Source organism: Dechloromonas denitrificans (assembly GCF_020510685.1).
In the GTDB taxonomy this organism is placed as follows: domain Bacteria; phylum Pseudomonadota; class Gammaproteobacteria; order Burkholderiales; family Rhodocyclaceae; genus Azonexus; species Azonexus denitrificans_A.
Genome location: NZ_CP075185.1, coordinates 1,072,643 through 1,098,268 on the forward strand (window position 1 = coordinate 1,072,643; position 25,626 = coordinate 1,098,268).

Annotated in this window: 23 protein-coding genes; 11 read left to right on the forward strand and 12 right to left on the reverse strand. The window is 63.6% G+C overall.

Going from position 1 to position 25,626, the window contains the following annotated elements; genetic code table 11:
• Nucleotides 1–33 precede the first annotated feature (33 nt).
• Nucleotides 34–828 carry an IclR family transcriptional regulator gene (locus KI611_RS05240; protein ID WP_413463946.1) on the reverse strand — a complete coding sequence of 265 codons (795 nt, stop codon included), beginning with the start codon at nucleotides 826–828 and terminating at the stop codon, nucleotides 34–36.
• A 64-nt stretch (nucleotides 829–892) separates the two neighbouring features.
• On the opposite strand from KI611_RS05240, the gene KI611_RS05245 reads away from it, so the two are divergent.
• From KI611_RS05245 to KI611_RS05265, 5 genes are read left to right on the forward strand one after another with little or no spacing between them, the layout of a single operon-like run.
• On the forward strand, nucleotides 893–1,624 hold the full coding sequence (locus KI611_RS05245; RefSeq protein ID WP_226418772.1) for a (Fe-S)-binding protein: 732 nt from the start codon (nucleotides 893–895) through the stop codon (nucleotides 1,622–1,624).
• Nucleotides 1,624–3,066, forward strand: a complete 1,443-nt coding sequence (locus KI611_RS05250; RefSeq protein ID WP_226418773.1) for a lactate utilization protein B — start codon at nucleotides 1,624–1,626, stop codon at nucleotides 3,064–3,066. Before KI611_RS05245 ends, KI611_RS05250 begins: the two co-directional genes overlap by 1 nt.
• 2 nt (nucleotides 3,067–3,068) lie before the next feature.
• Complete coding sequence (locus tag KI611_RS05255) at nucleotides 3,069–3,767, forward strand: aldehyde dehydrogenase family protein (RefSeq protein WP_226418774.1); 699 nt, start codon at nucleotides 3,069–3,071, stop codon at nucleotides 3,765–3,767.
• Nucleotides 3,767–4,723, forward strand: a complete 957-nt coding sequence (locus tag KI611_RS05260) for a D-2-hydroxyacid dehydrogenase (protein ID WP_226418775.1) — start codon at nucleotides 3,767–3,769, stop codon at nucleotides 4,721–4,723. The genes KI611_RS05255 and KI611_RS05260 overlap by 1 nt, the downstream gene beginning before the upstream one ends.
• A complete protein-coding gene (locus KI611_RS05265) occupies nucleotides 4,720–5,367 on the forward strand; it encodes a LutC/YkgG family protein (protein ID WP_226418776.1) in 648 nt (215 codons plus the stop codon). The genes KI611_RS05260 and KI611_RS05265 overlap by 4 nt, the downstream gene beginning before the upstream one ends.
• Before the next feature lie 27 nt (nucleotides 5,368–5,394).
• Here the strand turns inward: KI611_RS05265 and KI611_RS05270 are convergent, their stop codons facing one another.
• Nucleotides 5,395–7,905 (reverse strand): bifunctional diguanylate cyclase/phosphodiesterase, encoded by a 2,511-nt coding sequence (locus tag KI611_RS05270; RefSeq protein ID WP_226418777.1) that lies wholly within the window; start codon nucleotides 7,903–7,905, stop codon nucleotides 5,395–5,397.
• A 340-nt stretch (nucleotides 7,906–8,245) separates the two neighbouring features.
• Here KI611_RS05270 and KI611_RS05275 point away from each other — a divergent pair, with 340 nt between their 5' ends.
• On the forward strand, nucleotides 8,246–8,461 hold the full coding sequence (locus KI611_RS05275) for an RNA-binding S4 domain-containing protein (protein WP_226418778.1): 216 nt from the start codon (nucleotides 8,246–8,248) through the stop codon (nucleotides 8,459–8,461).
• A gap of 4 nt (nucleotides 8,462–8,465) precedes the next feature.
• Here the strand turns inward: KI611_RS05275 and KI611_RS05280 are convergent, their stop codons facing one another.
• From KI611_RS05280 to ccoG, 4 genes are all read right to left on the reverse strand, one after another.
• The gene (locus KI611_RS05280) at nucleotides 8,466–8,693 is read right to left on the reverse strand and encodes a hypothetical protein (RefSeq protein ID WP_226418779.1); all 228 of its coding nucleotides are present in this window, start codon (nucleotides 8,691–8,693) and stop codon (nucleotides 8,466–8,468) included.
• A gap of 141 nt (nucleotides 8,694–8,834) precedes the next feature.
• On the reverse strand, nucleotides 8,835–11,495 hold the full coding sequence (locus KI611_RS05285; protein ID WP_226418780.1) for a PhnD/SsuA/transferrin family substrate-binding protein: 2,661 nt from the start codon (nucleotides 11,493–11,495) through the stop codon (nucleotides 8,835–8,837).
• Between the two features lie 2 nt (nucleotides 11,496–11,497).
• Nucleotides 11,498–12,430, reverse strand: a complete 933-nt coding sequence (locus KI611_RS05290) for an ABC transporter substrate-binding protein (protein ID WP_226418781.1) — start codon at nucleotides 12,428–12,430, stop codon at nucleotides 11,498–11,500.
• A 207-nt stretch (nucleotides 12,431–12,637) separates the two neighbouring features.
• Nucleotides 12,638–14,050, reverse strand: a complete 1,413-nt coding sequence (ccoG, locus tag KI611_RS05295) for a cytochrome c oxidase accessory protein CcoG (protein WP_226418782.1) — start codon at nucleotides 14,048–14,050, stop codon at nucleotides 12,638–12,640.
• 349 nt (nucleotides 14,051–14,399) lie between these two features.
• On the opposite strand from ccoG, the gene KI611_RS05300 reads away from it, so the two are divergent.
• Nucleotides 14,400–15,713, forward strand: coding sequence for a sigma-54 interaction domain-containing protein (locus KI611_RS05300; RefSeq protein WP_226418783.1), 1,314 nt, complete (start codon nucleotides 14,400–14,402; stop codon nucleotides 15,711–15,713).
• A 24-nt stretch (nucleotides 15,714–15,737) separates the two neighbouring features.
• On the opposite strand, the gene KI611_RS05305 is transcribed toward KI611_RS05300, so the two are convergent.
• Both KI611_RS05305 and KI611_RS05310 read right to left on the reverse strand, forming a co-directional pair.
• Nucleotides 15,738–16,184 carry a DUF2141 domain-containing protein gene (locus KI611_RS05305; protein ID WP_226418784.1) on the reverse strand — a complete coding sequence of 149 codons (447 nt, stop codon included), beginning with the start codon at nucleotides 16,182–16,184 and terminating at the stop codon, nucleotides 15,738–15,740.
• A 114-nt stretch (nucleotides 16,185–16,298) separates the two neighbouring features.
• Nucleotides 16,299–16,496 (reverse strand): hypothetical protein, encoded by a 198-nt coding sequence (locus tag KI611_RS05310; RefSeq protein ID WP_226418785.1) that lies wholly within the window; start codon nucleotides 16,494–16,496, stop codon nucleotides 16,299–16,301.
• Nucleotides 16,497–16,700: 204 nt separating this feature from the next.
• On the opposite strand from KI611_RS05310, the gene dinB reads away from it, so the two are divergent.
• A complete protein-coding gene (gene dinB / locus KI611_RS05315; RefSeq protein ID WP_226418786.1) occupies nucleotides 16,701–17,849 on the forward strand; it encodes a DNA polymerase IV in 1,149 nt (382 codons plus the stop codon).
• A gap of 96 nt (nucleotides 17,850–17,945) precedes the next feature.
• Here the strand turns inward: dinB and KI611_RS05320 are convergent, their stop codons facing one another.
• On the reverse strand, nucleotides 17,946–18,602 hold the full coding sequence (locus tag KI611_RS05320; protein ID WP_226418787.1) for an EF-hand domain-containing protein: 657 nt from the start codon (nucleotides 18,600–18,602) through the stop codon (nucleotides 17,946–17,948).
• 327 nt (nucleotides 18,603–18,929) lie between these two features.
• Here KI611_RS05320 and KI611_RS05325 point away from each other — a divergent pair, with 327 nt between their 5' ends.
• The gene (locus tag KI611_RS05325; protein WP_226418788.1) at nucleotides 18,930–19,613 is read left to right on the forward strand and encodes a response regulator transcription factor; all 684 of its coding nucleotides are present in this window, start codon (nucleotides 18,930–18,932) and stop codon (nucleotides 19,611–19,613) included.
• A gap of 1 nt (nucleotide 19,614) precedes the next feature.
• Entirely contained in the window at nucleotides 19,615–20,739 is a 1,125-nt protein-coding gene (locus KI611_RS05330; RefSeq protein WP_226418789.1) for an ATP-binding protein, read from the forward strand.
• A 273-nt stretch (nucleotides 20,740–21,012) separates the two neighbouring features.
• On the opposite strand, the gene KI611_RS05335 is transcribed toward KI611_RS05330, so the two are convergent.
• Both KI611_RS05335 and KI611_RS05340 read right to left on the reverse strand, forming a co-directional pair.
• Nucleotides 21,013–21,243, reverse strand: a complete 231-nt coding sequence (locus tag KI611_RS05335) for a hypothetical protein (protein ID WP_226418790.1) — start codon at nucleotides 21,241–21,243, stop codon at nucleotides 21,013–21,015.
• 622 nt (nucleotides 21,244–21,865) lie between these two features.
• Entirely contained in the window at nucleotides 21,866–22,327 is a 462-nt protein-coding gene (locus KI611_RS05340; protein ID WP_226418791.1) for a PaaI family thioesterase, read from the reverse strand.
• Nucleotides 22,328–22,499: 172 nt separating this feature from the next.
• Between KI611_RS05340 and KI611_RS05345 the strand changes: the two genes are divergently transcribed.
• A complete protein-coding gene (locus tag KI611_RS05345; protein ID WP_226418792.1) occupies nucleotides 22,500–23,381 on the forward strand; it encodes an amino acid ABC transporter substrate-binding protein in 882 nt (293 codons plus the stop codon).
• A gap of 36 nt (nucleotides 23,382–23,417) precedes the next feature.
• On the opposite strand, the gene KI611_RS05350 is transcribed toward KI611_RS05345, so the two are convergent.
• Entirely contained in the window at nucleotides 23,418–25,625 is a 2,208-nt protein-coding gene (locus tag KI611_RS05350) for a SulP family inorganic anion transporter (protein WP_226418793.1), read from the reverse strand.
• Between the last annotated feature and the right edge of the window lies 1 nt (nucleotide 25,626).

The following is a 25,626-nucleotide window of genomic DNA, read 5'->3' on the forward strand; positions in this document are numbered from 1 at the left end:
AACTGCCGATTGAAGGCCGCCGCAGGGCGGCCTTTATTTTTTCGGGCGGGTGTAGCCGAGGGCGTGCGAAACGGCATCAGCCGCCTGCCTGACCTGATCGGCCCAGTTCGGGTCGTGGCGGTCGGCCGGGGCGGATACCGACAGTGCGGCGACGACATTGCCTTCATCGTCGTGAATCGGCGCGGCGACGCACTTGAGACCGAGTTCGGCCTCCTCGTCGTCGTAGGCGACGCCGTGCCGGCGCACCTTGTCGAGTTCCTTTTCCAGCGCCGTGAGGGTGGTCAGCGAGTGCGGCGTCTTGCCGGGCAGGCCGGTGCGCTTGGCATAGTCGCGAACTTTCTGGGCGCCATCGGCGGCCAGAAACAGCTTGCCGAGCGAGGTCAGGTGCAGCGGCGCGCGGCCGCCGACGAGATAGACGACGCGAACCAGCGAGCGACCCGAGGAGGTGCGTTCGAGATAGACGATTTCGTCATCGTGGCGGCTGCCGAGGTTGATCGCCTCGCCGATCTTTTCGTGCAGTTCCTGCATGAAGGGCTGTGCCACTTCGCGCAGGTTGATGCGCGATTTGACGATGGCGCCGAGTTCGAGCAGGCGAATGCCGAGCTGATAGGTGCCGGCGTCTTGACGTTCGACAAAGCGCGCATTGCTCATTGCGGCGAGAATGCGGTGGGCGGTCGACGGATGGAGTTCGGTCGCGGCGGCCAGTTGCTTCAGGCTGGCCGGTTCGGATGAGTCGGCGAGCGCGTCGAGCAGCGAAATCATGCGCTCGATGACCTGGATGGAGCCGGGATTTTTGACCGGCCCGCTGGCAGCTTCAGACAACTGGATTCCTTTATTGGTGCCGTTTGAGTAGCATTAGCCACTTTATTTTCTTGTGCGCCGCAATATTAGCATGCGCTTAGCCCTCTACGTCACCTGTCTGGTCGACCTGATGCGTCCATCCATCGGCTTTGCGAGCCTGCGCCTGCTCGAGGCGGCCGGCTGCGAAGTGATCGTTCCGGAGGGCCAGACGTGCTGCGGTCAACCGGCCTGGAGTGCGGGAAATCGCAGTGCAGCAATCGATCTGGCACGCAAGGCGATCGCCGAGCTGGAAGATTACGATTACGTGGTGATTCCTTCCGGTTCCTGCACCGACCAGTTGCGCAATGTCTATCCGCTGCTGTTTGCCGATGACCCGGCCTGGGGGCCGCGGGCCCGGGCGCTGGCCGAACGCTGCTTCGAGCTGACGGCTTTTCTCGCCGATGTCCTGCATTTTTCTGCACCGCCCGGCGAATTCGCCGGCCAGGTGACCTATCACGACTCATGCAAGGGTTTGCGGGCGCTGGGTATCAAGCAGCAGCCGCGGCAACTGTTGTTGCAGGTGCGCGGCCTGAGCCTGCAGGAGATGCCGGATTGCGAGGAGTGTTGCGGCTTTGGCGGCGCTTTCTCGGTCAAGTTCGGCGAGGTGTCGACGCAGATCGTCGACCGCAAGTGCGCCTCGATTGCTAGTGTCGGCGCCGCTGCGGTGGTCGGTGGCGACCTCGGCTGCCTGATGAACATTGAAGGCCGTTTGCGCCGCCGCGGCGACGAAACGACGCGGGTTCTGCACATCGCCGAAGTGCTGGCTGGCGGCAGCGAAAATTGATGGCCGGCGCGAAACACTCGCAGGCGATGTTCTTCCAGGCGCGAGCCGGGGCCAAGGTGCGCGACAAGGTTCTCCAGCAGGCCCTGCAGAAAGCCAAGCCGCTGTTCGTCGGCAAGCGCGCCAAGGGCATCGCGGCGCTGGCCGAGGACGGCCTCGAATTCGAAGCCTTGCGTCTGGCCAGCGAGGAGATCCGCAACCGCGTGCTGCGCGATCTCGATGTCTGGCTCGACATCTTCGAGGAGCGGGCCCGGGCCAGCGGGGCGGAAGTGCTGTGGGCCCGCGATGGCGATGAAATCTGCGATCTGGTGATCGACGTGGCCCGCCGGCATGGCGTGACCAAGGCCACCAAGTCGAAATCCATGCTTTCGGAAGAAGCGCATCTGAACGAGGCGCTGGCCGCTGCCGGCATTCGGCCCGTCGAAACCGACCTCGGCGAATACATCGTCCAATTGGCCGGGGAGACACCCTCGCACATCATCGCCCCGGCGGTGCACAAGACGATAGGCGAAGTCGAGGCGCTGTTCGCCAAGGAGCACGGCCGGCCGGTCGAGGCCCGTTCGTCGGTCGATATTCCGGCGATGGCGCGCGAGGCGCGTGGCGTGCTGCGCCAGCATTTCCTGAGCGCCGAAATGGGGATTACCGGCGCCAACTTCCTGATCGCCGAAAGCGGTACGGCGGCGCTGGTCACCAACGAAGGCAACGGCCGGATGGTGACGACGCTGCCCAAGGTGCATGTGGTGATTACCGGCATCGAGAAGATCGTCCCGACGCTGCAGGACTTCGCGACACTGATGCGCCTGCTGCCGCGGTCGGCCACCGGCCAGACGATTTCCAACTATGTGTCGCTGCTGACCGGGACCAAGCAGCCGGGCGACAGCGATGGCCCGGAGAAGACTGTTTTCATCCTGGTCGACAACGGCCGCGCCGCGCTGCTCGGCTCGCCGTACCAGGACATGCTGCGCTGCATTCGGTGCGGCGCCTGCATGAACCATTGCCCGGTGTACTTTTCGCTCGGCGGCCATGCCTACGGCTGGGTTTATCCGGGGCCGATGGGTTCGGTGCTGACGCCGCTGTATACCGGCATCGAGAACGCGCTCGACCTGCCGCACGCATCGACCGGCTGCAACCAGTGCGGCGTCGTTTGCCCGGTCAGGATTCCGCTGCCCGAGCTGATGCGCCGGCTGCGCGAGGAGCAGAATGAGCGCGGCCTGCGCCCGTGGTCCGAACGTCTGGCGCTCAAGGCCTGGGCCTGGGTGGCCGGGCGGCCCGCCCTGTATCGCTGGGTGGCCCGGCGGGCGGCGCGTTATCTCGACTGGTTGGCCGAGGGCAGTGGGCGCATTCGAATTTTTGGCCTGGCGCCGGCGTGGACCGCGGGACGCGATCTGCCGGTGGCGTCGGGCCGGACTTTTCACGAACTTTACGCAGCAAGAAAGAGAGTCTGAGCATGGAATTTTCCCCCGACGGCCCGCTGGCCATCCCCTTGTGGATCAATGGCCACGCCTTTCTCACCGTTACCGAATCGTTCTACAACGTGACCCATCCGACGACCGGCGAATCCCTTCGCCGTGTCCCGTTGTGCGGGACAAACGAAGCAACGGCGGCGGTAACGGCGGCGCGGGCGGCGCAGACGACCTGGGCCGAGATGGGCCTGGCGCCGCGTCGCGTTTGCCTGGCCAAGCTGGCCGATGCGCTGGAGAATTACGCCGGCCATTTCGCCAAGTTGTTGATGCAGGACGTCGCCATCGACGAAGCCGCTGCCCTCGCCGAGGTGGCCGCCGCGGTCGTGGCATTGCGCGGGGCGGCGGTGGGCGAAACCGGCGTCTTCGCGCTGGTCACCGATGCCGCGCGCCCGCTGGCCAATATTGCCGAAGTGATTGCCCCGGCCCTGATGGCCGGTGCCACGGTGGTCGTCAAACCGAGTCCGCGCGCCCCGTCGGCGGCTTATGCGCTGTGCGAGCTGTCGGCGCGCGCCGAGTGGCCGGCCGGCGTGCTCAATCTGCTGCAGGGCGATACCGCTGCCATCGACGGCTTGTGCACCGCCGGTATCGATCGCCTGGTCTATCGCGGCAACGCGGCGCTCGGCGTGGACATTGGGGCGATTGCCGATGCCGCCGGCACACCGTATGTGATGTTGCCGGCCTGATGCAGCGCATCGTCTACCTGGAGAGCGCATCGATGATCGCCGACGTGCGGCGCCCATCTTTCGCCCATGTCTGGGAAGAGTATCCGCGAACCTTGCCGGAACAGGTCGTCGACCGGCTGGCCGGGGCGACCATCGCCATCATCAACAAGGTGCCTTTGCCGGCGGCGGCAGTGCACGCGCTGCCCGACCTGAAAATGGTGGCGGTCGCGGCGACCGGCACCAACATCGTCGATCTGGATGCCTGCAAGGCCCGCGGCATCGTCGTCAGCAACATTCGCGGCTATGCCGAACACACCGTGCCCGAACATGTGCTGGCGCTGATCCTCGCGCTGTCGCGCAACCTGTTCGCCTGGCGTGCGACGGTGCAGGCCGGGGGCTGGCAGCAGTCCGGGCAGTTCTGCCTGTTCGATCATCCGATTCGCGACTTGCACGGTGCGACTCTCGGCCTGATCGGTAGCGGCAGTCTCGGCAATGGCGTGGTTCGCCTGGCCGAAGCCTTCGGCATGCGCGTGTTGCGTGCCGAACGCCGGGCGACCGCGGCCGTGCGGCCGGATTACACGGCTTTCGCGGAGGTTCTCGCCGAGGCCGACGTGATCAGCCTGCATTGCCCGCTGATGCCGGAAACCCTGGGCTTGATCGGCGAAGCCGAATTGCGGCAGATGAAGCGCTCGGCGCTGCTGATTAATACCGCGCGTGGCGGCATCGTCGACGAGCCGGCCCTGGTCCGGGCGCTGAAGGAGGGCTGGATCGGCGGCGCCGGCTTTGACGTGCTGAGCGCCGAGCCGCCACCGGTCGGGCATCCGATGGTTGATCCGGAATTGCTGGCGCTGCCCAATTTTCTGCTCACACCGCATGTCGCCTGGGCCAGTCGGCCGGCGATGCAGGCGCTGGCCGACCAGCTGATCGCCAATATCGAAGCTTTCGTCGCCGGCACGCCGCAGAATCGGGTGATATGAGCGCCAAGGACGAAATTCTCGGACGCGTCCGGGCCGGCGTCGGCAAGGACGATTTCGCCGCCCGCCGGGCGGTGGCCGAAGCTTATCTGGCCGGCCGGACCTGTGGCCCGCAGCCGAGCATCGGCAACGAACTGGCGGTCCGTTTTCAGGCCAAGGCGGAAAGCCTGGCGAGCAGCGTCGATAGCGTGGTCGAAGCGGATGCCGCGCCGGCTGCCGTGGTGCGCTATCTGGCGGCCGGCGGCCTTGGTCTGCAGGCGGTGATCAGCCCGGACCTCGCCGGCCTTCCTTGGGCGGCCAGTGGTCTTGCCGTCGCCGCCCGGCCGGCGGTCGATGCCGACCGCGTCGGGATTTCCGGTTGTTTCTGCGCCATTGCCGAAACCGGCACGCTGATGCTGCTCTCCGGCGCGCAGACGCCGGCGACGGTCAGTCTGTTGCCGGAAACCCATATTGCCCTGGTCCCGGTGTCGCGCATCGTCGCCACCATGGAAGATGCCTTTGCGCTGCTGCGCACCGAACGCGACAGGTTGCCGCGGGCGATCAATTTCATTTCCGGTCCGTCACGCACCGGCGACATCGAGCAAACCATCGTCCTTGGCGCCCACGGGCCGTGCCGGGTGCATCTGATACTGATCGCCGGGGCGTAAGGCGATCGGTCCGCACCGCTTGGCCGGTCAGGCCTTGGCGTAGTCCGGGACAAGTTCGGACGGTTCGGCCGAGGACCACAAGTCGATGGTTCCCAGGTCGGCCATCGGCCGGTTGTTGCGGATGAACTGTTCGGCCTGTTCGGCGGCCAGCGGTTTGCTGATCAGATAGCCCTGGATTTTTTCGCAGCCGATGCTCAGCAGGAACTTCAACTGCGCTTCGGTTTCGACGCCTTCGGCCACCACTTCCAGGCCGAGCTTGTGGGCGAGCAGCACGGTGACGTCGCAAATGTCCGCATCGTTCGGGTCCGATTCGATGTCCTTGACGAAGGAACGGTCGATTTTCAGCGTATTGATCGGCAGTAGCTTGAGATACGCCAGCGACGAGTAGCCCGTCCCGAAATCGTCGATCGACAGGGTCAGGCCGCTGCTTCTCAGCGTCTTCATGACGCTGATCGACTCGTCCGGCGAGGCCATCGACATCGATTCGGTGACTTCCAGGTCGAGCAGATGGGCGCTCAGATTGTTGCTGGCCAGCAGTTCATGGATGCGGATGGGAAGCGTCTTGTCGAGAAACTGCCCGGAACTCAGGTTGATCGACATGCGGAGGTGGGAGATTCCCTTTTGCTGCCAGACGCTGAGCTGGCGACAGGCTTCTTCGAGCACCCAGTCGCCGATTGCCGCGATCATGCCGCTTTCTTCGGCAATCGGGATGAAGTCGCCCGGCGGGACCAGGCCGCGCGTCGGATGCTGCCAGCGGATCAAGGCTTCGACGCCGACAATGGTGCCGCTGCGCAAATCGAGCTGCGGCTGGTAATGCAGCAGGAACTCGCCGTGCGCCAGGGCGAGGCGCAGGTCGGCCTCGATGCTCATGCGCTCGGTCGTCGCGACGTTCATGTCTTCGGTGAAGAACTGGAAATTGCCCCGGCCCTTGGCCTTGGCGTGATACATCGCGACGTCGGCATTTTTCAGCAGGTCGCCGATTTCCGTGCTGTCGCCCGGGTACAGGCAGATGCCGATGCTTGGCGTGGTGCGTTGCTCCTGGCCGTTGATCTGATAGGGGAGGGAGATTTCCCGGCCGATCTTGTCGGCCAGGTGGGCGGCATCGGCCGGCGAGCTGATGCCGGGCAGGGCGACGACGAATTCGTCGCCACCCAGCCGGGCGACGATATCGCTTTCACGCACGGCACCGTTCAGCCGTTGCGCGACCTGGATCAGCAATTCGTCGCCGGCCTGGTGGCCGAGCGTGTCGTTGATGGTCTTGAAGCGATCGAGATCGATCAGCATCAGCGCCATCTGCATGTGGTTCCGTTTGCAGATGGCGACTGCCTGTTCAAGCTTTTTCTGCAGGCTGTAGCGGTTGGGCAGGTCGGTCAGCGTGTCGTGATGGGCCAGGTGGCGGATGCGCTCCTGCGTCGCCTTGAGTTCGGAAATATCGATGAAGCTGCCGATGTGGTTGCGCACCTGTCCCGCTTCGTCGCGGACCAGCGAAATCGACAGCCATTTGGGGTAGGCCTCGCCGCTCTTGCGCCGATCCCACAATTCGCCCTGCCAGGCGCCATCCTGCTGCAGGCCGGTCCACATTTCCTTGAACACTTCCGGCGGCGTGGTGCCGGCCGACAGGACGCGCGGGTTTTTGCCCATCACATCCTCCGGCTGGTAGCCGGTGAGGACGCTGAAGGCCGGATTGGTTGCGACGATCCGGTTGTCGCCATCGGTCACGATGATCGCTTCGTTGCTGTTCGAGAAGACCATGGCGAGCAGACGCAGGTGTGCCTCGGTTTTCTTGCGTTCCGAAATATCCTGCACGGTGCCTTCGTAGCAGGTGAATTCGCCCTTCGGGTCATGCACGGTGTGGGCGTTTTCGGAAATCCAGATGCGCGAGCCGTCACGCCGGTATACCTCCGATTCGAAGTTGAGCACCGCACCGTGTGTTTCGATCTGGTGGAGAAAGTCGCGCCGGCGGTTCGGCAGAACATACAGGCGGCGCTCGATATCGCCGAGGTCGGCGATCAGCTCGGCGGCGCTTTCGTAGCCATAGAGCCTGGCCAGGGCCGGGTTGGCGGCGAGATAGCGACCGTCGCGGGTGGACTGGAAGATACCTTCGGAGGCGTGCTCGAAAATATGGCGGTAGCGCAGTTCGGCTTCGCCGAGCGCCTCCAGCGTCGCCCGGCGGGCCGTAATGTCCTCGATAAAGCCTTCGATCGCCACTTCGCCCTGCTCGTCATGGATCGCGATGCCGCGCTCGGCGACCCATTTGACCTGCCCTGACTGGGTGACGATCCGGTACTGAACGGCGAAGCGCTGGCCGCTGCGGACGGCCGCTTCGATCTGTTGGCGGATGCGTAGCCGGTCCTCGGGATGGGTGATTTCCTCCCATGAAACGGTGTTGTTCTCAACCATCTCGGCCGGCGCGTAACCACAGAGTTCCTGGCAGCCCTGGCTGACGAAGATCATTGTCCAGTGGCGGTCGTGAAGACAGCGGTAGGCCATGCCTTCGAGATTCTTGACGAGGGTGTCGAGGACTCTTGAATGGTTCACTGGATTGCTTGGGCTAGCGCTGGGGTCTTGGCGTTTGGGACGAAAATGCACGGGGAAAGGTATTACCGAATGGATTGATCAGAACTGCAGCAAGTAGCGTACCTGCCCTAAATCGGGGGTTTATGACGCCGGGGCGCTTTGCTGGTGCGCTTTCCCGGTGGCATGCACCTTGATGGGGCGTATTGCCGCGTGGCGGACAGGCAAAATGAAGAACCTATACAATGCGTACTTTGAAAAAACAGGTTTGTCCGGCGCCGTGCTGACTGCCGGCCTTGAACAAACCCTTGCTCCCGGACGGCCATCGGCCGTGGCTGGAGCATCCGATACTGACAGGCGACCCATGACCATCCCCTTTGCCGTGCGCGGCGAATACATCCAGCTCGATCAACTGCTCAAGGCCACCGGCTTGTGCGAATCCGGCGGCGCTGCGCATGCCGCCATCGCCGAAGGACGGGTCCGCGTCGATGCGGTGGTGGATACCCGAAAACGAGCCAAATTGCGGCCCGGCCAGTCGGTGACGTTTGCCGGCGAAACGGTGGAACTGGTCGCCGAGTAATTCCTCAGTCGCGGGCGCGCCCGAGAATGTCGGCCGAGGCATCATGGACGGGCGTTTCGGGGCGCTTGGTGGTACCGAAATAGAGCAGCCATTCGGCTTCCGAGACTTCGAATTCGTCGATCATCGGGATCCGGCGCTCGGTGCTGCGGCGCCTGTCCATCCAGCCGAGCGGAGGGCCGTCGTCGCGGAGGCGCCGGTCGTCGATGGCGCGTCGCTCATTTCGTGTTGTCATGGTTTCCCCCTCCTTATTCTGTATTGGGCCGCAGTCTACAGGCTTAATCGATTGGATGCCGGTCGATGGGTAATGGTTCAGCGCCCCATCGAGTTTGTTCCCACCACCTGCTTGGCCGTTGTCAGCGCTGTGCCGCTCGCCTCACGACCGCAGGCTTAGCCATTTGAGCAGCGTGGCGTAGAGCGTCTCCGGTTCCACCGGCTTGGCGATGAAGTCGTCCATGCCCGCTTCCAGGCAGCGTCCCCGGTCATCGGCGAAAGTGTTGGCGGTCATCGCCAGGATCGGCAGCGTGGCGCCGGCCGGCAAGCGGCGGATCTGCCGGGTCGCTTCCAGGCCGTCCATTTCCGGCATCTGCATGTCCATCAGGATCAGGGCATAAGGTCGGGCACCGGCTTGTTCGACCGCCTGCCGGCCGTTTTCGGCAAGGTCGATGACCAGTCCGGCCTCGCTTAGCAGCTCCTGGGCAATTTCCCGATTGATCGGTTCATCTTCGGCCAGCAGCACGCGGCGGCCGGCATGGTCGCGGAGCAGGGCGTGAAGCGCGGCGTTGCGGTCGAGGGGGCGGGCGTCGGGCTGCGCCTGGCCGGCGTTGTCGATTTTGGTCAGCAGCGCCGTGAACCAGAACGTGCTGCCGCTGCCCGGCGAGCTGTCGACGCCGGCCTCGCCTCCCATCAAGCGGGCCAGCTTGCGGGTGATGGTCAGCCCCAGGCCGCTCCCGCCATATTTCCGGGTGGTCGAGCTGTCGGCCTGTTCGAATGCCTCGAACAGCCGGTCCCGCATCTCGGGCGGGATACCGATGCCGGTGTCGCTGACGGTAAACCGCAGCAGGGCGGTGTGTTCGGATTCCTCGACGCTGCTGCAGCCCAGGGTGACCGAGCCGTGTTCGGTGAATTTGATGGCGTTCGCCGTGTAGTTGAGCAGGGCCTGTTGCAGCCGGGTCTGGTCGCCGCGCAGCCGTTGCGCCGGAATGTCCGGTGCCAGGCGCAGGGTCAGGCCCTTGCCTTGCGCCCGGTCGGCCATGATCGACGTGACATTGGCAAAAATGCTGACCAGCGAGAAATCGATCTCTTCCAGGGAGAATTTCTCGGCCTCGATTTTCGACAGATCGAGAATGTTGTTGATCACTCCGAGCAGATGTTGGCCGGCCCGGTCGATCTTGTCGATGCGTTCGGCCTGCTCGCGGGTCAGGCCGCTGCGCTTCATGACGTAGGAGAGGCCGGTGATGGCATTGAGCGGCGTGCGGATTTCATGCGACATGTTGGCCAGGAAGCTGCTTTTGGCGATGTTGGCGGCTTCCGCGCTATCGCGCGCCTCCTTCAACTGGAAGGTGCGTTGGTGAACCAGTTCCTCGAGATGATGCCGATGCTGCTCCAGCTCGTCGTTGGTCCGTTTGCGCTCGGTGATGTCATGGCCGACGCCGAGCACGCCGATCGGCTGGCCGTCGGGGGAAAGCATCGCGACTTTGGTGGTCTCGAGGAGGAGCAGGCGCCCATCGCTGGCCAGGGTTACCCATTCTTCGTTGATGCTCGGGCGGTTGGCGGCGATCGCCTTGCGGTCGTTCTCCCGGAAAGACTCGGCGAGTTCGGCCGCGACGAAATCATGGTCGGTCTTGCCGACGATGGCCTCTTCGCGGGCCCCGAAAAACTGCTCGAACATCGGGTTGCAGGCCAGATAGACGCCGTTCATGTCTTTCAGCCAGACGAGGTCGGGCAGCGTCTGGATCAGGGTTTTCAGAATGCTGCGTTCCTGGGCCAGGGTGGCGGCGGAATGGGCGATCTCCTGTTGGGAGCGCGCCAGTTTGCGGTTGCTGACGATCAGCCGGGTGGCGAGAAAGGCAATGGCCAGCGCGGCCAGCGCGAAAGTTACGAGCAGGTTGTGGTAGCGCTGCCAGACATCCTGCCAGGTGAAGTTTGGCGGTGCGGCAAAAGGTGGCAGGCGCAGCGTGCGCATCGCCTGGGCGACTGGCGAGTAGTCGGCCGGCACATTGAAGCCTTCCAGTCCGGCTGCCCGGGCGGCCGGGTGGTTCTGGTCGAGGGCGAGCAGGGCGGCGACGGCCTGGCGCGCCACCTGCTGGTCGACATGCGGCATGGCGAGAAAGGGCCATTCCGGGTAGAGGCGGGTCGACGCGACATGCGGGAAACCGGAAAAGGGCTGGACGTTGATCGCGACCATCCGGTCCGGCGCCAGTTTTCCTTCCTTGATCATGCTTTCCAGCGTGCCGGTCCGGACGAATCCGACATCGGCCTTGCCGCTCAGTACGGCGTCGACGACGAGGTCGAGCGGCAGGCCGGTGAACGTGACGTCGGCATCGTCGATCTTGATCTGCTGGCGGGCCAGTTCGACTTTTTGTGCGACATAGCTGCCCAGATAAGTGGGGCCAGGGGCGGCGATTTTCTTGCCGGGCAGATCGGCCAGTTGGCGAATGTCGCCGCGTTCCTTCAGGCGAATGATGACGCCGCCCAGGGCCGCCGCCGGAATACCGTTCTCCATCCGCGACAGGGTAGCGAGGGCGCCGGTCATGCTGTTCGCTTCACGCAACTGGATGAAATGGGTCGGATTGGTAATGACGAAGTCGAGTTCGTTCTTGCGCAGGGCGGCGTCCATTTCATCCTGGCTCATCACCCGCAACTCGATCCGGTGGCCGGGGATGGCCTGGCCAAGATAATCGGCCAGCGGTTGCCAGCGGCTGGCCAGCTGGTCGGCCGAACGGTTGGCAAAGAGGCCGAGGCGCAACACTTCCTCGGCCATGCCGAGGGCGGGCAGGAGCAGCAGGAGCGCGGCAACGCAGGTGAGACGACGCATGTTCAGGCGCTTTCCTGGTCGGGCAGATAGGCGTCGCTGACCAGGTCGAGCAGATTGTCCGCCTTGGCAAGCAGGCCGTTTGCCAGCATCAGTGTGTTGAGTTCCCGGCTTGCCGCCAGCAGGCGCCCGGTCGGAACGAGCAGGCTTTTGTTCTCGCTGAGGCTTGGCAGCTGCAGTCCGCGAAAGGTCTGCAGGGCCCGGTCGCCGGGCAGGGCCAGACGGCCGGCGAGGCGGTAGGCGGTATCCTGCGGGCTCTGGCGCAATCGCTGGATGCCGCGAAAGTGGCCGCCGATCAGCGCCCGCAGTGCCGCTTCGTGTTGGTGTGCGAGATCGCTGCGTACTGCCAGAACGTCGAAAATGGTTTCCGGGAACTGCCGGCTGTCGAGCAGGCGTTTCGCACCTTCGGAAAGCAGGCGACTGGCCGTCGGTTCGTAGGTGATCAGGGCATCGATGCGCCGATCGTGCCAGGCATCAAAATGGCTGTCCGGGGTGAGCGACAGGATGCTCACGTCGTCCTTGGTCAAACCCGCCTTGGCAAGCAGCCTGACCAGTATCAGGGCGCCGAGCGCCGAAGTCTCGGCGCCGATGACCTTGCCTTTGAGATCCGCCAACCGGCGGATTTCGGGCTTGGCGATAACGACGTCGGCGCCGGCCGAGATATCGAAAACGAGAACGACGGTCAGGGGAATTCCCCCGGCCCGAACGCGCAAGACCTCGTCCAGCGTCAGCGCGGCAGCCTCGGCACGGTGTTCCATCAAGGCTGCAATCGAGTCCGTCGCCGAGCGGGTTTCAAGCAGCCGGAGCGCCTCGCCGGGGAGCCATCCCTCGCTGCGGGCCAGGAACATCAGCTCGTAACCCGGCCAGACGTGGCTGGCGACGGCCAGCGGGGGCATCGGCTTGCAGCCGGCGACGGCCGGCAGCAGCGGCAAAGCCATCAAGCTACGCAAGAGCTGGCGGCGAGGAAGGCTTGTTGGGGGGAACGAGAGCATTGTCTCGACATCTCTGCGGCGGGCGAATGATGGCCACTATAGCAAAGATGGCCATTGACCGGCGGTGTGCCGGGCCGGCGGCGGCTCGGCGGACGGCGGACGAAAAAAAAGCGGGAGACCGGCTCCCGCTTTCTTGACGCCTTCCGGCTGGCCTCAGGGCTGCAGGAAAGAAGCTTTCTCGCGCACCTTGATGTCGGGGTTTTCCTGGGCAACGATGCCGAAATGGATCGGATTCGCCCCCTTCTTGCCGGCTTCCGGCGGAACGCGCACGACGGCCATGTAGGACTGCAGCGTGGCGGCCGGGACTTCGACGGTGTTGCCGTCGGCCAGTTCGGCGCCTTCCAGGCCCTCGACGGTAATGGTGTAGCGGTGCGCCTGCTCTTCGGTATTCATGATCTGCAGCGTATAGACGTTCTCGATGCGGCCGTCGTCGGCTTCGCGGGCCAGCGTCGAGCGATCGCGAATGATGTCGACCTTGAGCGGGATGCGGTGCGCCAGGAACCAGGCAGTCAGGCCGAGAATGATGGCGAGAATGAAGGTGTAGAGCAGGATGCGCGGCCGGACGATATGGCTGAGAATCTCCTTGCGCGTCAGGTGCCTGGCCATCGCGGTTTCCGTCGAGTAACGGACGAGGCCGCGCGGCAGGCCGACCTTGTCCATCACCTGGTCGCAGGCGTCGATACAGGCGGCGCAGCCGATGCACTCGTATTGCAGGCCGTTGCGGATGTCGATGCCGGTCGGGCAGACCTGGACGCAGAGGCCGCAGTCGATGCAATCGCCCAGACCGGCGGCTTTCGGATCGACGCCTTTCTTGCGGGCGCCGCGGGTTTCGCCGCGTTGCGGATCGTAGGTGATGATCAGCGTATCCGGGTCGAACATCACGCTCTGGAAGCGGGCATACGGGCACATGTGCTTGCACACCTGTTCGCGCATGAAGCCGGCCATCAGGTAGGTGAAGCCGCCGTAGAAGAAGATCCAGAAGGTTTCCCAGCCGCTCAGGTTGCCGGTGCGGACGGATTCGATCAACTCGCTGACTGGCGTGAAGTAGCAGACCAGCGTGAAACCGGTCCACAACGAGAGCAGGAGCCAGAGCAGGTGCTTGGTGCCCTTGATGCGGATCTTGCGGGCATCGAGCGGCGCCTTGTCGAGCTTGACGCGATCGTTGCGGGCGCCTTCGACCCAGTTCTCGATCCACATGAACATCTGGGTATAGACCGTCTGCGGACAGGCGTAGCCGCAGAACAGGCGACCGGCAATGGCAGTGACGAGGAACAGGCCGTAGGCCGAGACAATGAGCAGGGCCGACAGATAGATGACGTCCTGCGGCCAGAACACCACGCCGAAGATGTAGAACTTGCGCTCGACCAGGTGCAGCAGGACGGCCTGACGGTCGTTCCATTGCAGCCACGGGGTCACATAGAAAATGAGCTGGGTGAAGATGACGAGGCCAATCCGCCAGTTGTCGAAAAAGCCACGCACGCCCTTGGCGTAGATGACCTTGTGTTTTTCGTAGAACGAGACGGGGCTGGACGGGACTTGTTGCTGGCTAGGTTCGGGCTGGCTCATTGATTCTCTTGTTTGGCGACAAATCGAAAAGGTTGGAAACCGGTGTTAACGGGACCTTTTGTGGCCTGGCTGCATCAAGCATGCCTGCGGGGCGAACTAAGGGGGAAATGCCGCCAGACCACATGCCGGTTGACCATCGCCAGCCCAAAATGGGTGGAGAGCGCTATGGGCTGGAGATTATCACCGGTTTCCTGCTTACTTATTAACAAGATGCGTGCCTGCTTCTGCCTGTTTGGTAATTCGCATGTAAATCAATTTGTTATCTGATATTTACGGTTTGCTGGCTGTTGTTTCAGGCGACGCTGTGTCAGTATTGTCGCATCTATTTGTCAATGGTGTCGAATCTGGCATGACTGCGCATTTTCCCAGTGAGTTGCTTTCCTTTCTCGATGGTCTGCCCGAGCCGCGCATCGTGATGAATGCCGAATACCGCATCGTCGCGGCCAATGCCGCCTATGTTCGCGACTTCGGAGGCGGCCAGGCGATCGCCGGGCGCACCTGTTACGAGGTGTCGCATCGTTTCGATGTGCCGTGCGATCAAGCTGGCGAATCCTGTCCGCTCAAGCTCAGCCTCGAGTCCGGCGCGCCGCAGCGGGTTCTGCATGTGCATCACACGCCGCGCGGCGAAGAGCATGTCGATGTCGAAACGACGCCGATCCGCGACGATCAGGGGCAGATTGCCTACTTTGTCGAAACCATGCGCGTCGTCCGCCAGGCCAGCAGCGGGCCGGCGGCCCAGGGGCTGGTCGGGCGTTCGCCGGCTTTCGTGGCGATGCTGGAAAAGGTGTTGCGCGTCGCCAATTCCGATGCGGCGGTGGTGTTGCTTGGCGAAACCGGCACCGGCAAGGAGCTGGTCGCCCATGCCATTCATGAAGCCAGCGCACGCGACGAGGGGCCGTTCGTGGCGGTGGACTGCGCCGGCATGACCGAAAGCCTGTTCGAGAGCGAATTGTTCGGTTACGAAAAAGGCGCCTTTACCGGCGCGACGCACCGCAAGCAAGGTCTGGTCGAGGCGGCCCACGGTGGCACGCTGTTCCTCGATGAAATCGGCGAATTGCCCCTTTCCTTGCAGGTCAAGCTGCTGCGCCTGCTGGAAACCGGCACCTACCGGCGGGTCGGCGGACTCGAGTGGCTGCCCGCCGACTTCCGGCTGATCACCGCCACCCACCGCGATCTGCGGGCGATGGTCCAGGCCGAAACCTTTCGCCGCGACCTCTACTTCCGCATCAACACCTTCCCGATTCGCACGCCGGCCCTGCACGAGCGGGCCGACGATATTCCGCTACTGGCGATATCCCTGCTCGAGCGGGTCGACCGCAAGAGCAAGCGAAAATTCTCGGCGGCCGCCCTGTTCTGGCTGTCCACTCGCCGGTTCAGCGGCAACATCCGCGAACTGCGCAACCTGATCGAACGCGCCACGCTGCTGGCCGATGGCGACATCATCGATTTGCCGCACCTGGCCGACATGGCCGATGACCTGCCGCCGGCTCCGGCGAAGTCCGGCGATGCCTTCCAGCTGTCCGGGATCGTCGATCTGGTCAGCCTCGAGCGGCTTTATATCGACTGGGCGAAAGCCCGGCCGGGCAGCGATCCGGCGACCCTGGCCGGGCAACTCGGGGTCAGCCAGCGGACCTTGTATCGCAAACTGGCCGGCCGAACCTGAGGCCTGTGGCGGCCTGAATCGCGTTCAGTAGGAAATGTTTATATTGACCGCAGTATCGCCGCCAGCCACCTCGAAGGCGCTGTCGGCGAACTTCGGCGGGCCGAAGACCTTGGGGTTGTTGGACAGGCCGTAACCTTCGATGGGGAACATGCCGAGGCGGAGGTTCAGTTTGCCGTCCTGGTTGGCATCGTGATAGGCCATGATGGCGTAGCGGCCCGGCGGCAAACCCTCGAAAACCAGCTGGGCGTCGCCCTTGACGGCAGGGATCGCAACGACCTGCACCGCCTTGTCTTCCTTGCGGAAAGTTTCCGGGTCGCGATAAAGCGAGGCGCGCAGGTTGCCGCTGGTCTCCCGAACGTCCTTCAGCGTGACGACGACCTTACTCTCTTCGGCCGGGGCCGCTGCGGCACCAAGCAGGCAGCCCAGGAGCAGTCCCTGTATCGGCAGGCGGTAGATGGGTGGCATTTGCATCGGGCTCAGTCCGGTTGGGGTGGGGATGGCCATCATCTTGGCATTGACGCTTGTGGTCAATGGGCGGCCGGTTCAGGAGGGCATTGCCGGCACCATCCGGATTTCCCGCCGGCGTCAGGCCGACTGATCCGGCTTCTTGTCTTCCGCCGCCTGGCGCGCCTGTTTTTCGCGCAGGCGTTTGTTCTTCTCTTCATTGCCGGCGAAGACATAGCGGCCGGCCAGCACGCAGCCCTTCATGCCGGGATCGCAGCTCAGGTTGTTGACCTTGGTGCACTTGCCGTTGATTTCGTGTGGACAGCCCCAGGAGGCCATGGCGTTCTCCAAAAAATCGGCGGGGCACCGCCTCGCCCGAAACTCGCGAAAAATGCTTGCGCGTGGTGTTGGTCAGTATCCTCCAAGCGTTAATACGCGCTTTGATCTGGGCGAAGATCGCGTGGCCGGCCGTCGATTTCTCTGCCGCTTTGCTTGCCGCCGCCAGCGTCGCTGGTGACCAGTGTTTCACGTTATACTGTTTTTATGAACAGTACACGTCGCATTGCTCATCTCGACATGGACGCCTTTTTCGCCTCGGTCGAATTGCTGCGCTATCCGGAGTTGCGCGGTCAGGCCGTGGTGGTCGGCGGACGCAATACCGATCAGCCGGTCGAGCAGGCCGATGGCACCAAGCGTTTCGCCCGGCTGCGCGATTACGTCGGGCGCGGGGTGATTACCACCTCGACCTACGAGGCGCGGGCTTTCGGCGTCTTTTCCGGCATGGGCCTGATGAAGTCGGCGCAACTGGCGCCGGACGCCATCCTGCTGCCGGCCAATTTCGATGCCTATCGCGACTGTTCGCGCCGCTTCAAGGCGGCGGTGGCGAGTATTGCGCCGGAGATCGAGGATCGCGGCATCGATGAAATCTACATCGACCTCAGCGCCATTCCGGAAGAAACGCTGCCGCTCGCCCGCCGCATCAAGCAGGCAGTGTTCGCCGCTACCGGCTTGAGCTGTTCCATCGGCATCAGCCCGAACAAACTGCTCGCCAAAATCGCGTCTGACCTCGACAAGCCGGACGGTATCACCATTCTTGGCCTGGACGATATCGCCAGCCGACTGTGGCCGCTGCCGGCCAAGAAAATCAATGGCATCGGCCCGAAAGCCTCGGAAAAGCTGACCCGGTTGGGCATCACCAGCATCGGCGAACTGGCCGCCGCCGCGCCGGAATTCCTGGTGCGCCAGTTCGGCCGCTCCACCGGCGGCTGGCTGCACCGCGTCGCGCACGGCCTCGACGACCGACCGGTGGTCACCGCCTCGGAACCCAAGTCGATCAGCCGGGAAAGCACCTTCGAGCGCGATCTGCATGCCCGCCAGGACAAGGCCGAGCTGTCGGAGATTTTCACCGGACTCTGCCAGCGGGTGGCGGCCGACCTGCAGCGCAAGGGCTACGCCAGCCGGACCATCGGCATCAAGCTGCGCTATGCCGATTTTCATTCGGTGACCCGCGATATCACCTTGCCCAACGGGGTCAGCGATGGCCGGCTGATTCGCCAGGCCGCCGGCGAATGCCTGCGGCGCGTGCCGCTCGACCAGAAGATCCGGCTGCTCGGCGTCCGGGCCAGCGGCTTGTTGCCGCTGGCCGAAGCCGCCGGCGATCGACCCGGCGGGCAGGCTGAGTTGCCCTTCTGACGGCCTACCCCGGTGCATCGCCGGGAGCGGACAGAAAATCGGCCATTGCCCGGGCGGGCAATGGCCGGTAAACAACGGCCCCGCCTGATTAATGCGTCAGGCCGAAACGGACAGCAGCGAACTGAGGCTGGATGTCGTGTCGGTCTGGCTGCTGTAGGCGTGCATCAGCTCCATGATCTTCTTCATGATCTGCGCATCGCTGCTCTCGGCCGTTTTGCTGCTGCTGGTATCGCTGGTCGTCGCGCTCTGCGTTGACTGATCGTAGGCCGTGGCTTCCTGGAAGGTCACCTTGCCGTCACCGTCGGTATCGGCCGCTTCGAAATTGCTGACCACCTTGGAGATCAGGCTGCTGCGCGCGCTGTCGGTGCTGTCGGCCTCCGACAATTGCTGCGTCAGTTCCTCCTTGGTGAACCCGCTATCGCCGCCCGGCGGCGGGGGCGGCGGCATGCCGCTCATGCCCTGCGAACTCTGGCCGCTCATGCCCTGCATGCGCATCTGATTGAACTGGCTTTCAAGCTCATCCTGGAGCTTGCTCATTACGCTGGAAAGTTCGCTCTCCGTGACCTTGCCGTCGCTGTCGCTGTCCAGTGCGGCAAAAACGTCTTCGACGCTGGTGTCGTCGTTGCTCGTCCCGCCGATCTGGCTGAAGGCCGAGGCCAGGTCGCTCTTCTCGATATAGCCCTGATTTTTGGTGTCCAGCTTGGAAAACAGCTGGCTTGCTATCTGGGATGTTTGACTGATGCTGCTCACCATGATTCGCTCCTTGCGTTGAGTTGAAAAAGCCGTGGCCGGGGCCAGGTGTATTCCCTTTTGCAAGTTATCGGCCCGAAAACACGCTACCTGACGGCGGTTTTGGTTAAGCGGAGTAAAGCTTTGTTAAGAAATCGGCGAAAAATATCGTCGCGCCCCCAGCTTTTCGCAAATTGCCGCTGATTTCGGCCATTCGGGCGGCAAATTCCGGGGGGCGGCAATATTTGCCGCCCGGCCAGCCGCGGCCGGGTAAAACTCTGTAAATACAAAGCCGGCCGGCCATTGCATTGGCTATGATGCAGCCGGTAAATGGCGACGATGGATGGAAGAATGGCGGCAGTCTTGCTGGTGGATGACGACGTGGAACTGGCCGAGATGCTCGGCGATTACCTGGCCCAGGATGGTTTTCAGGTAAGCACCGTGCACGACGGGGCGAGCGGCGTTGACGCCGCCCTGAGCGGCGATTTCGCCATCGCGGTACTCGATGTGATGATGCCGCAGCTGTCCGGCATCGAGGCGTTGCGCCGCATCCGGGCGGTCAGCGCGCTGCCGGTGCTGATGCTGACGGCGAAAGGCGACGACCTCGATCGCATTATCGGCCTCGAACTGGGGGCCGACGACTATGTCCCCAAGCCTTGCCAGCCGCGCGAACTGGCCGCCCGTCTGCGGGCCATCCTGCGGCGCACGGCGACGGCCAGCGAGCCGGCCAACGCACCGATCGTCGTCGGCGATCTGACTGTCCGTCCGGAGTTGCGCCGCGCCGAATGGGCCGGTGGCGTGCTCGACCTGACCGGCACCGAGTTCAACCTGCTCGAAGCCCTGGCCCGCCATGCCGGGCGGCCGGTCAGCAAGAGCGAACTGTCGGAGATCGCGCTCGGTCGGCCGCTCGCCCGCTTTGACCGGAGCATCGATGTGCATCTGTCGAGCATCCGCCACAAGCTCGGCACCCTGGCCGACGGCCGGTCCTGCATCCAGACCGTCTATCGCCAGGGCTATCAGTTGATCCGGGAATAGCATGGGGCGGTTGTTCTGGAAGTTTTTCGTCTTCATCTGGCTGGCCCAGCTCGCCGGCATTCTCGGCACCGGGGCGCTGTTCTGGGTCGAGCGCCAGCAGTTTGCCAACCATCTGCCGGGCATCGGGGATAGGCACTATCCCGGGCCACCGCCGCCCGAATTCGCCGATCATCCGCCGCCCGAGTTTGCCCGCGGCCTGCCGCCACCCCGTGGCCGGCCGCCGGGCGGCCCGTTGCCGGTGTTGCCGATGATCGTCGGGCTGCTCGCCAGTCTGCTCTGTGCGGCCGGTCTGGCCTGGTATTTCGCCAAACCGATACGCCAGTTGCGCAATGCCTTCGATGCCGCGGCCAACGGCAATCTGGACGTCCGGGTGACGCCCGGCATGGGCGGCCGCCGCGACGAACTGGCCGATCTCGGCAAGGATTTCGACCGCATGACGGCGCAGTTGCAGAGCTTCATCGAAGGCCAGCAACGCCTGCTGCACGACGTCTCCCACGAAATGCGCTCGCCGCTCGCCCGCTTGCAGGCAGCAATCGGCCTGGCCCGCCAGCAGCCGGCACGCATCGACGATTTCCTGCAACGCATCGAACGCGAAGGCGACCGGATGGACCAGCTGATCGGCGAACTGCTCACGCTGTCGCGCGTCGAAGCGGGGGTGACCGGCGAACTGGAAGCGGTCGATATCGGCGAACTGCTCGCCAGCATCGCCGAGGATGCGCGCTTTGAAGGCAGTGCCCGACAGATCGCCATCGCCTTCACCCCCGGCCCGAGCGCCGAGGTGAGCGCCAACGCCGAGTTGCTGCACCGGGCCATCGAGAACGTCGTGCGCAACGCCATCGGCCATTCGCCCGACGGCGGCACGGTGCGCCTGCAGGTCAGCAGTCCGGATGATGGCGCGCTCCACATAACCATCGCCGATCAGGGACACGGGGTGCCGGAGAACGAACTGGAGTCCATCTTCCAGCCTTTTTTCCGCGGCGAAGGAAGCACCTTCGGGAGCGGCTACGGTCTCGGCCTGGCCATCGCCCGGCGGGCGATCACGGCATCCGGCGGCCGGATCTACGCCCGGAAAATGCCGGGCCAAGGCCTGGTCGTCGAGATCGAGTTGCCGCGATTATCGGCTTGAAAGGCTATTGAATCGATGCGGTAGGCTTGGCGGGGGTGTCGAGGATCGACGATGGTTTCCGGATCGCATGGCCTTGAGCGTTTAACTGCAGGGCCTCTGGCCAAGGAGCATCACCTTATGGCCGGTTCGGTTTGCGCGGATGAGCGTGACACATTCAATGAAAGGTTGCTTCGTGCCCTTTCCGGTCACTCAGGTTTTGGAAACCGGACGTTCAACGTCGGCGCTGTCCGGCAGGCAGCATTGGCCGCGACGAGCAACTGTTAGCCGTCAGGCTCATAGGCCACTCTCAATTGTAGAGAGCCAGTCCGAAAACTTCTGACGTGCTTCGACAACGGCATCTGAAGCTGAAAAGAATAAATCGGCGCCACCGTCGTAGGGCGCATATGCATTCCGCCTGTCGATATTCGCGAACAGATAGGGTCCCGCAGTTCCGTCGGCACACATCAAAATCAGTTCATCAAAGGCACCCGTGTACCAGCGCTGACGGGTTGCAAAGAGCTGCAATGGCCCGTCCTGTCCCCTCTCATACGATTGCACGTACTCAGGCGCGAAACGATCTAACGCCAAAAATTCAGCAGCGTATCTTGAACTTTCAACGTAGTAATCGGGCCAATGCCGACTCTCGCCGTACTGGGTTATGAAGAGGATGCACTCAGAACCTTCACCCAATGCGTAGCAAGCGGCAGCATTTTGGCGATGTAAAACTTCGTCACGCTCAACTTTTGTCTCTGGGTACCTCTTTGACTCGGGAAGGCTGTGTATCCGCATCCATCGATCTCGCAGAGTCGTTCGACACAGGTATCCGACAGGCGGTGCCGCGCCAAAGGAAGAGTGCCAAGTCTCTGCGATAGTTGGTGCTGACATTAGGCGGTTAACGACGCCGTAGAAAAAGTATCTTCATCTGCGCATCGTCCCGTGAACCAAATGGAATATCAAGTAAACCAATCGATGTCTAGGAAGAGTGCGAATGTCGGGTATTGGGCACTTTCTTGAGCGGCAGGTTTTGGCCGTAGGCTGCCTCTCGACCAATTCACACCGAGTTCAATAGCGCAGTCCAGCCGATGATCCTTGCCAGCCTGTTTCGCCAGAAAGCCGACCGGCCAGAGCCGGGTTTCACATTTTCCGCTCAGCCGGTGAAACTGTCCGGCATCTGCAGGGCGATGACTTCGCCGCGGGCGGTGGCGATGCCGTCGGCGTAGACAGTGGCTTCGACGACGACCTTGCGGCCCTTGATCTCCTTTACCTTGCCGCGGATTTCCAGTTGTGGGCCGAGCGGTGTCGGTTTCAGGTAGCTGACCTGCAGCGAGCCGGTGACGAAACGAAAGGCCGGCAGGCTGTCCATCGGGCGGTTTTCGGCGCGGTACATCGCGGCGGCGGCCGTGCCGGTGCCGTGGCAGTCGATCAGCGAGGCGAGCAGGCCGCCATAGACGAAGCCGGGAATCGCCGTGTGTTCGGGTTTTGGTTGAAAGCGGGTGACGGTTTCGTCACCTTCCCAGAAAGTCTTGATCTGATGTCCGTCGGCATTGAGCCGGCCGCAGCCGTAGCAATGGGCGACGTTCTCCGGGTAGTAATCCTGAAAGGCCTGCATGGTGTTTCCTTCGCGTCGGTGGGCAACGACCATCTTAGTTGCCCGGTGCCGGGCTGGCCATTGTTCGGGTGGACAGCGGCCATGCAAAACCGGCCAGGCAGTACAATTCGGCCGGATTTTCAACATTCCCGGAGGCGCTGCGACGCTCCAACGGGGCTTAAGGGGAAACGATATGTGTGGTCTGCCGCGCCTGATTTTTGCCAGCTTGCTTGCCATCAGCCTGAACGTGGCGGCGGAGGAAAGCCCGACGTTCGAGCGGATCGCCCAGCGGGCCAGCATTCATCTTGGCTACCGCGAAGCGGCGGAGCCCTTCACCTACCTGCCGGCGGGGCAGGGCAGTCCGGTTGGCTACACCTGGGAAATCTGTTCGCATGTCGTCTCGGCCATCGAGATCCGTTTGGGCAAGAAGCTCAAGGTCGTGCCGATTGCCGTCACCGAAAACGCCCGCATCATGCTGCTCAAGACCGGCGTCGTCGATCTTGATTGCGGCGGGGCGGTCAATTCGGTGGCGCGGCAAAAGCAGGTCGCTTTCTCCTTGACGCTGTACGTGAACGAAGCGCGGGTGATGGTGAAAAACAGTGCCGCGATTGCCAGTTTTGACCAGCTGGCCGGCAAGCGTGTGGTCGTTCTGGCCGGCGGCATTGCCGAACGGCAGGTGAAACAGGCCGCGCTGAGCGGCAATATCACGCTCCAGTACCAGTTGGCCAACAGCCCGGCCGAAGCCATGGCGGCCTTCGTCAAGGGCGAGGTCGATGCCTATATCGGCGAAGGCGCGACGCTGGCCGTGCAACGCGCCGGCAGTGCCGACTATCGCTTGCTCGACGGTGCTCTGGCGGCCGAACCGTGGGCCGTCATGCTGCCCTACGGCGATCCAGCGGCCAAGCAAGTGGTCGATGAAACCTTGCGCGGCCTGATGCAAAGCGGCGAACTGGCGCGGATCTACGACCAATGGTTCGGCGGCCCGATCCCGCCGAACAACGCCCGCCTCGATTTGCCGATGTCCAGCTTGCTCAAGACGGCGATCGAGTATCCCAACGACAAGCCGGTCAATTGACCGACCCTTCGGCGCGGCCGTTGGCGGCCGGCTGAATCAATACTCCTGCAGCATGGCGATTTCGGTATCGGCATGCCGCAGGCGCATGGCCAGCGAGCGGGAGATCGCCGCCAGCAGCGTAAAGGCCAGTTTCTTGTGCTCGTCGGCCAGCTTGTTGAAGTGTTCCAGCGAGAGCACGAAAAACTCCGTTTCGCTTGCCGCAATCGCGTCGTTGCCGCGCGGTCGGCCGTCCAGGAAGGCCTGCCCGCCGAAGAAATCGCCGCGCCCGAAGGTGGCGATGTGGCGGGTTCGCCCGGCACCGAGCGGGGCGAAAATCTTGACCGAGCCGCGGCGGATCAGGTAGATCGCATCGCCCGGCGAGCCGAGTGAATAGATCGCTTCGCCCGCCGCATAGACGCGATTTTCCAGGCTGGCTTCAAGGTCGGCCAGGGTTTCGTCCTTGCGATCCTTGAATAGCTCCATTTCGTCGAGGCGCAGCGCCACTTCCGGCGCCGTCTGGGCGCGTTCCTCTTCGCCGAGCAGGCGGTCCTCGACCCATTCGATGGCGCTGTCCAGTTCGGGGAACAGGCGCACCGTGTCGCTGTTCTCGGTGACCCCGGTCTGTTCGAGAAACTCGCGCAGATTGCGGCCATTTGGCAGCTTTTCATGGACATTGGAGAGGATCAGCAGAGCGTGGCGCTCGGCCAGCGCATCGCGGACTTGACGCAGCAGATGGGCGGCCGTGACGTCCACCGACTGGACCCGCTTCATGTCGAGAATGATGAAATTGCGCGTCTTGATCTCCGGATCGAGTAGCGCATTGAGCTGTTGCGTCGTGCCGAAGAAAAGGCTGCCCTGCAGCGTGAAGATCACCGCCTGGTCGCCCTTGTGCTCAAGAACGCGGGTTTCCGCTTCGGGCCGATGCCAGGTCGACGACATCTGATTGACGTAGAACTTGTGGCGCACCACCGAGCCGCCGATCTGCTCGCGCAGGAAGAGCACGATCGCCATCGCGACGCCGACCGCGGAAGCGGCAATCAGCCCGATGCTCAAGGCGACGATGATGACGACGAGGACCACCGCGAAATCGAAGACGGTGGCCGGCGACTGGATGAAGCGCAAGGGTTCGCGGTCGATCATGCGCAGGCCGACGGCGATCAGGATGCCGGCCAGCACGGCGACCGGAATCCAGGCGATGAAATTGCTCAGGAGCAGCGCGAAGACCAGCGCGGAAATGCCCTCGACGACGCCCGAGGCGCGGGTCGTTGCGCCGCTCGACAGATTGACCAGGGTGGCGCCCATCGTCCCGGCGCCGGGAATGCCGCCGATCGACGAGGAGGCGATGTTGGCGACGCCCTGGGCGATCAGTTCGCGATTCGGCTCGTGCTGGCTGCGCGTCATCTGATCGAGAACGACGCAGGTTTTCAGGGTGTCGATCGAGAGCAGCACGGCCAGCGTCAGGGCGCTGCCGAGCAGGGCCGCGACCTGGGCCAGATGGATGCCGCCCAGTTCATGCCAGCGCCCGGCAATCGAGGCGAAATAGCCTTCGCTGCTGGCGCCGAGCGGGCCGACCAGCAACGGGTTGCCGGCCACCTCGAGCAGGCTGGCATCCTGGGTGGCCAGGCCGAAGTAAGTGGCGAGGCCGGCGACGATGCCGAGGATGGTGCCGGGAAAGCGGTGGGTGATGCTCGGTCCGATCAGCATCGCGGCAATCGTTGCCGCACCGACGGCGAGTGCCCGCCAGTCCCACAGCCAGGGCGAAGTGACGCTCTGATACCAGGAGATTTCGCCAGAGGTGCCGAACAGCTTGCTGATCTGGCTGCCGATGATGATCAGCCCGACGCCGGTCAGATAGCCGCTGACCACCGGGTAGGGAATGTATTTGATCAGGCGGCCGATGCCGACCATGCCGAACAGCACCTGAAACAGGCCGGCGAGAATGCCGAGCAAGAGCAGCATCAGCACGATGTTGCCGGCCGACTCGCCGTCCTGGACCAGACCGATGGCGAAGGCCGAGAGAACGGCGGCGGCCGGCGCGCAGGGGGCGCTGATCAGTCGGTCGGTACCGCCGAGGATGGCGGCGATCAGCCCGATCACCGTCGCCCCGATGATCCCGGCCAGCGCGCCAAGCGCCGCATGGGCCGGGCTGATGGCCGAATAGATGGTGACCCCGAAGGCGATGGCGGCCGGCAGGGCGACCAGCATGGCCGCCAGGCCGCCCCAGAAATCTCCGGTCAGGTCCGTCTTCTTGAAGAACTGTTGCATT

Coding starts and splice junctions, on each gene's coding strand:
- KI611_RS05245 (WP_226418772.1), top strand. CDS start 893: ATGCGCTTAGCCCTCTACGTCACCTGTCTGGTCGACCTGATGCGTCCA.
- KI611_RS05250 (WP_226418773.1), top strand. CDS start 1,624: ATGGCCGGCGCGAAACACTCGCAGGCGATGTTCTTCCAGGCGCGAGCC.
- KI611_RS05255 (WP_226418774.1), top strand. CDS start 3,069: ATGGAATTTTCCCCCGACGGCCCGCTGGCCATCCCCTTGTGGATCAAT.
- KI611_RS05260 (WP_226418775.1), top strand. CDS start 3,767: ATGCAGCGCATCGTCTACCTGGAGAGCGCATCGATGATCGCCGACGTG.
- KI611_RS05265 (WP_226418776.1), top strand. CDS start 4,720: ATGAGCGCCAAGGACGAAATTCTCGGACGCGTCCGGGCCGGCGTCGGC.
- KI611_RS05275 (WP_226418778.1), top strand. CDS start 8,246: ATGACCATCCCCTTTGCCGTGCGCGGCGAATACATCCAGCTCGATCAA.
- KI611_RS05280 (WP_226418779.1), bottom strand. CDS start 8,693: ATGACAACACGAAATGAGCGACGCGCCATCGACGACCGGCGCCTCCGC.
- KI611_RS05285 (WP_226418780.1), bottom strand. CDS start 11,495: ATGCGTCGTCTCACCTGCGTTGCCGCGCTCCTGCTGCTCCTGCCCGCC.
- KI611_RS05290 (WP_226418781.1), bottom strand. CDS start 12,430: ATGGCTTTGCCGCTGCTGCCGGCCGTCGCCGGCTGCAAGCCGATGCCC.
- ccoG (WP_226418782.1), bottom strand. CDS start 14,050: ATGAGCCAGCCCGAACCTAGCCAGCAACAAGTCCCGTCCAGCCCCGTC.
- KI611_RS05300 (WP_226418783.1), top strand. CDS start 14,400: ATGACTGCGCATTTTCCCAGTGAGTTGCTTTCCTTTCTCGATGGTCTG.
- KI611_RS05305 (WP_226418784.1), bottom strand. CDS start 16,184: ATGCAAATGCCACCCATCTACCGCCTGCCGATACAGGGACTGCTCCTG.
- KI611_RS05310 (WP_226418785.1), bottom strand. CDS start 16,496: ATGGCCTCCTGGGGCTGTCCACACGAAATCAACGGCAAGTGCACCAAG.
- dinB (WP_226418786.1), top strand. CDS start 16,701: ATGAACAGTACACGTCGCATTGCTCATCTCGACATGGACGCCTTTTTC.
- KI611_RS05320 (WP_226418787.1), bottom strand. CDS start 18,602: ATGGTGAGCAGCATCAGTCAAACATCCCAGATAGCAAGCCAGCTGTTT.
- KI611_RS05325 (WP_226418788.1), top strand. CDS start 18,930: ATGGCGGCAGTCTTGCTGGTGGATGACGACGTGGAACTGGCCGAGATG.
- KI611_RS05330 (WP_226418789.1), top strand. CDS start 19,615: ATGGGGCGGTTGTTCTGGAAGTTTTTCGTCTTCATCTGGCTGGCCCAG.
- KI611_RS05340 (WP_226418791.1), bottom strand. CDS start 22,327: ATGCAGGCCTTTCAGGATTACTACCCGGAGAACGTCGCCCATTGCTAC.
- KI611_RS05345 (WP_226418792.1), top strand. CDS start 22,500: ATGTGTGGTCTGCCGCGCCTGATTTTTGCCAGCTTGCTTGCCATCAGC.
- KI611_RS05350 (WP_226418793.1), bottom strand. CDS start 25,625: ATGCAACAGTTCTTCAAGAAGACGGACCTGACCGGAGATTTCTGGGGC.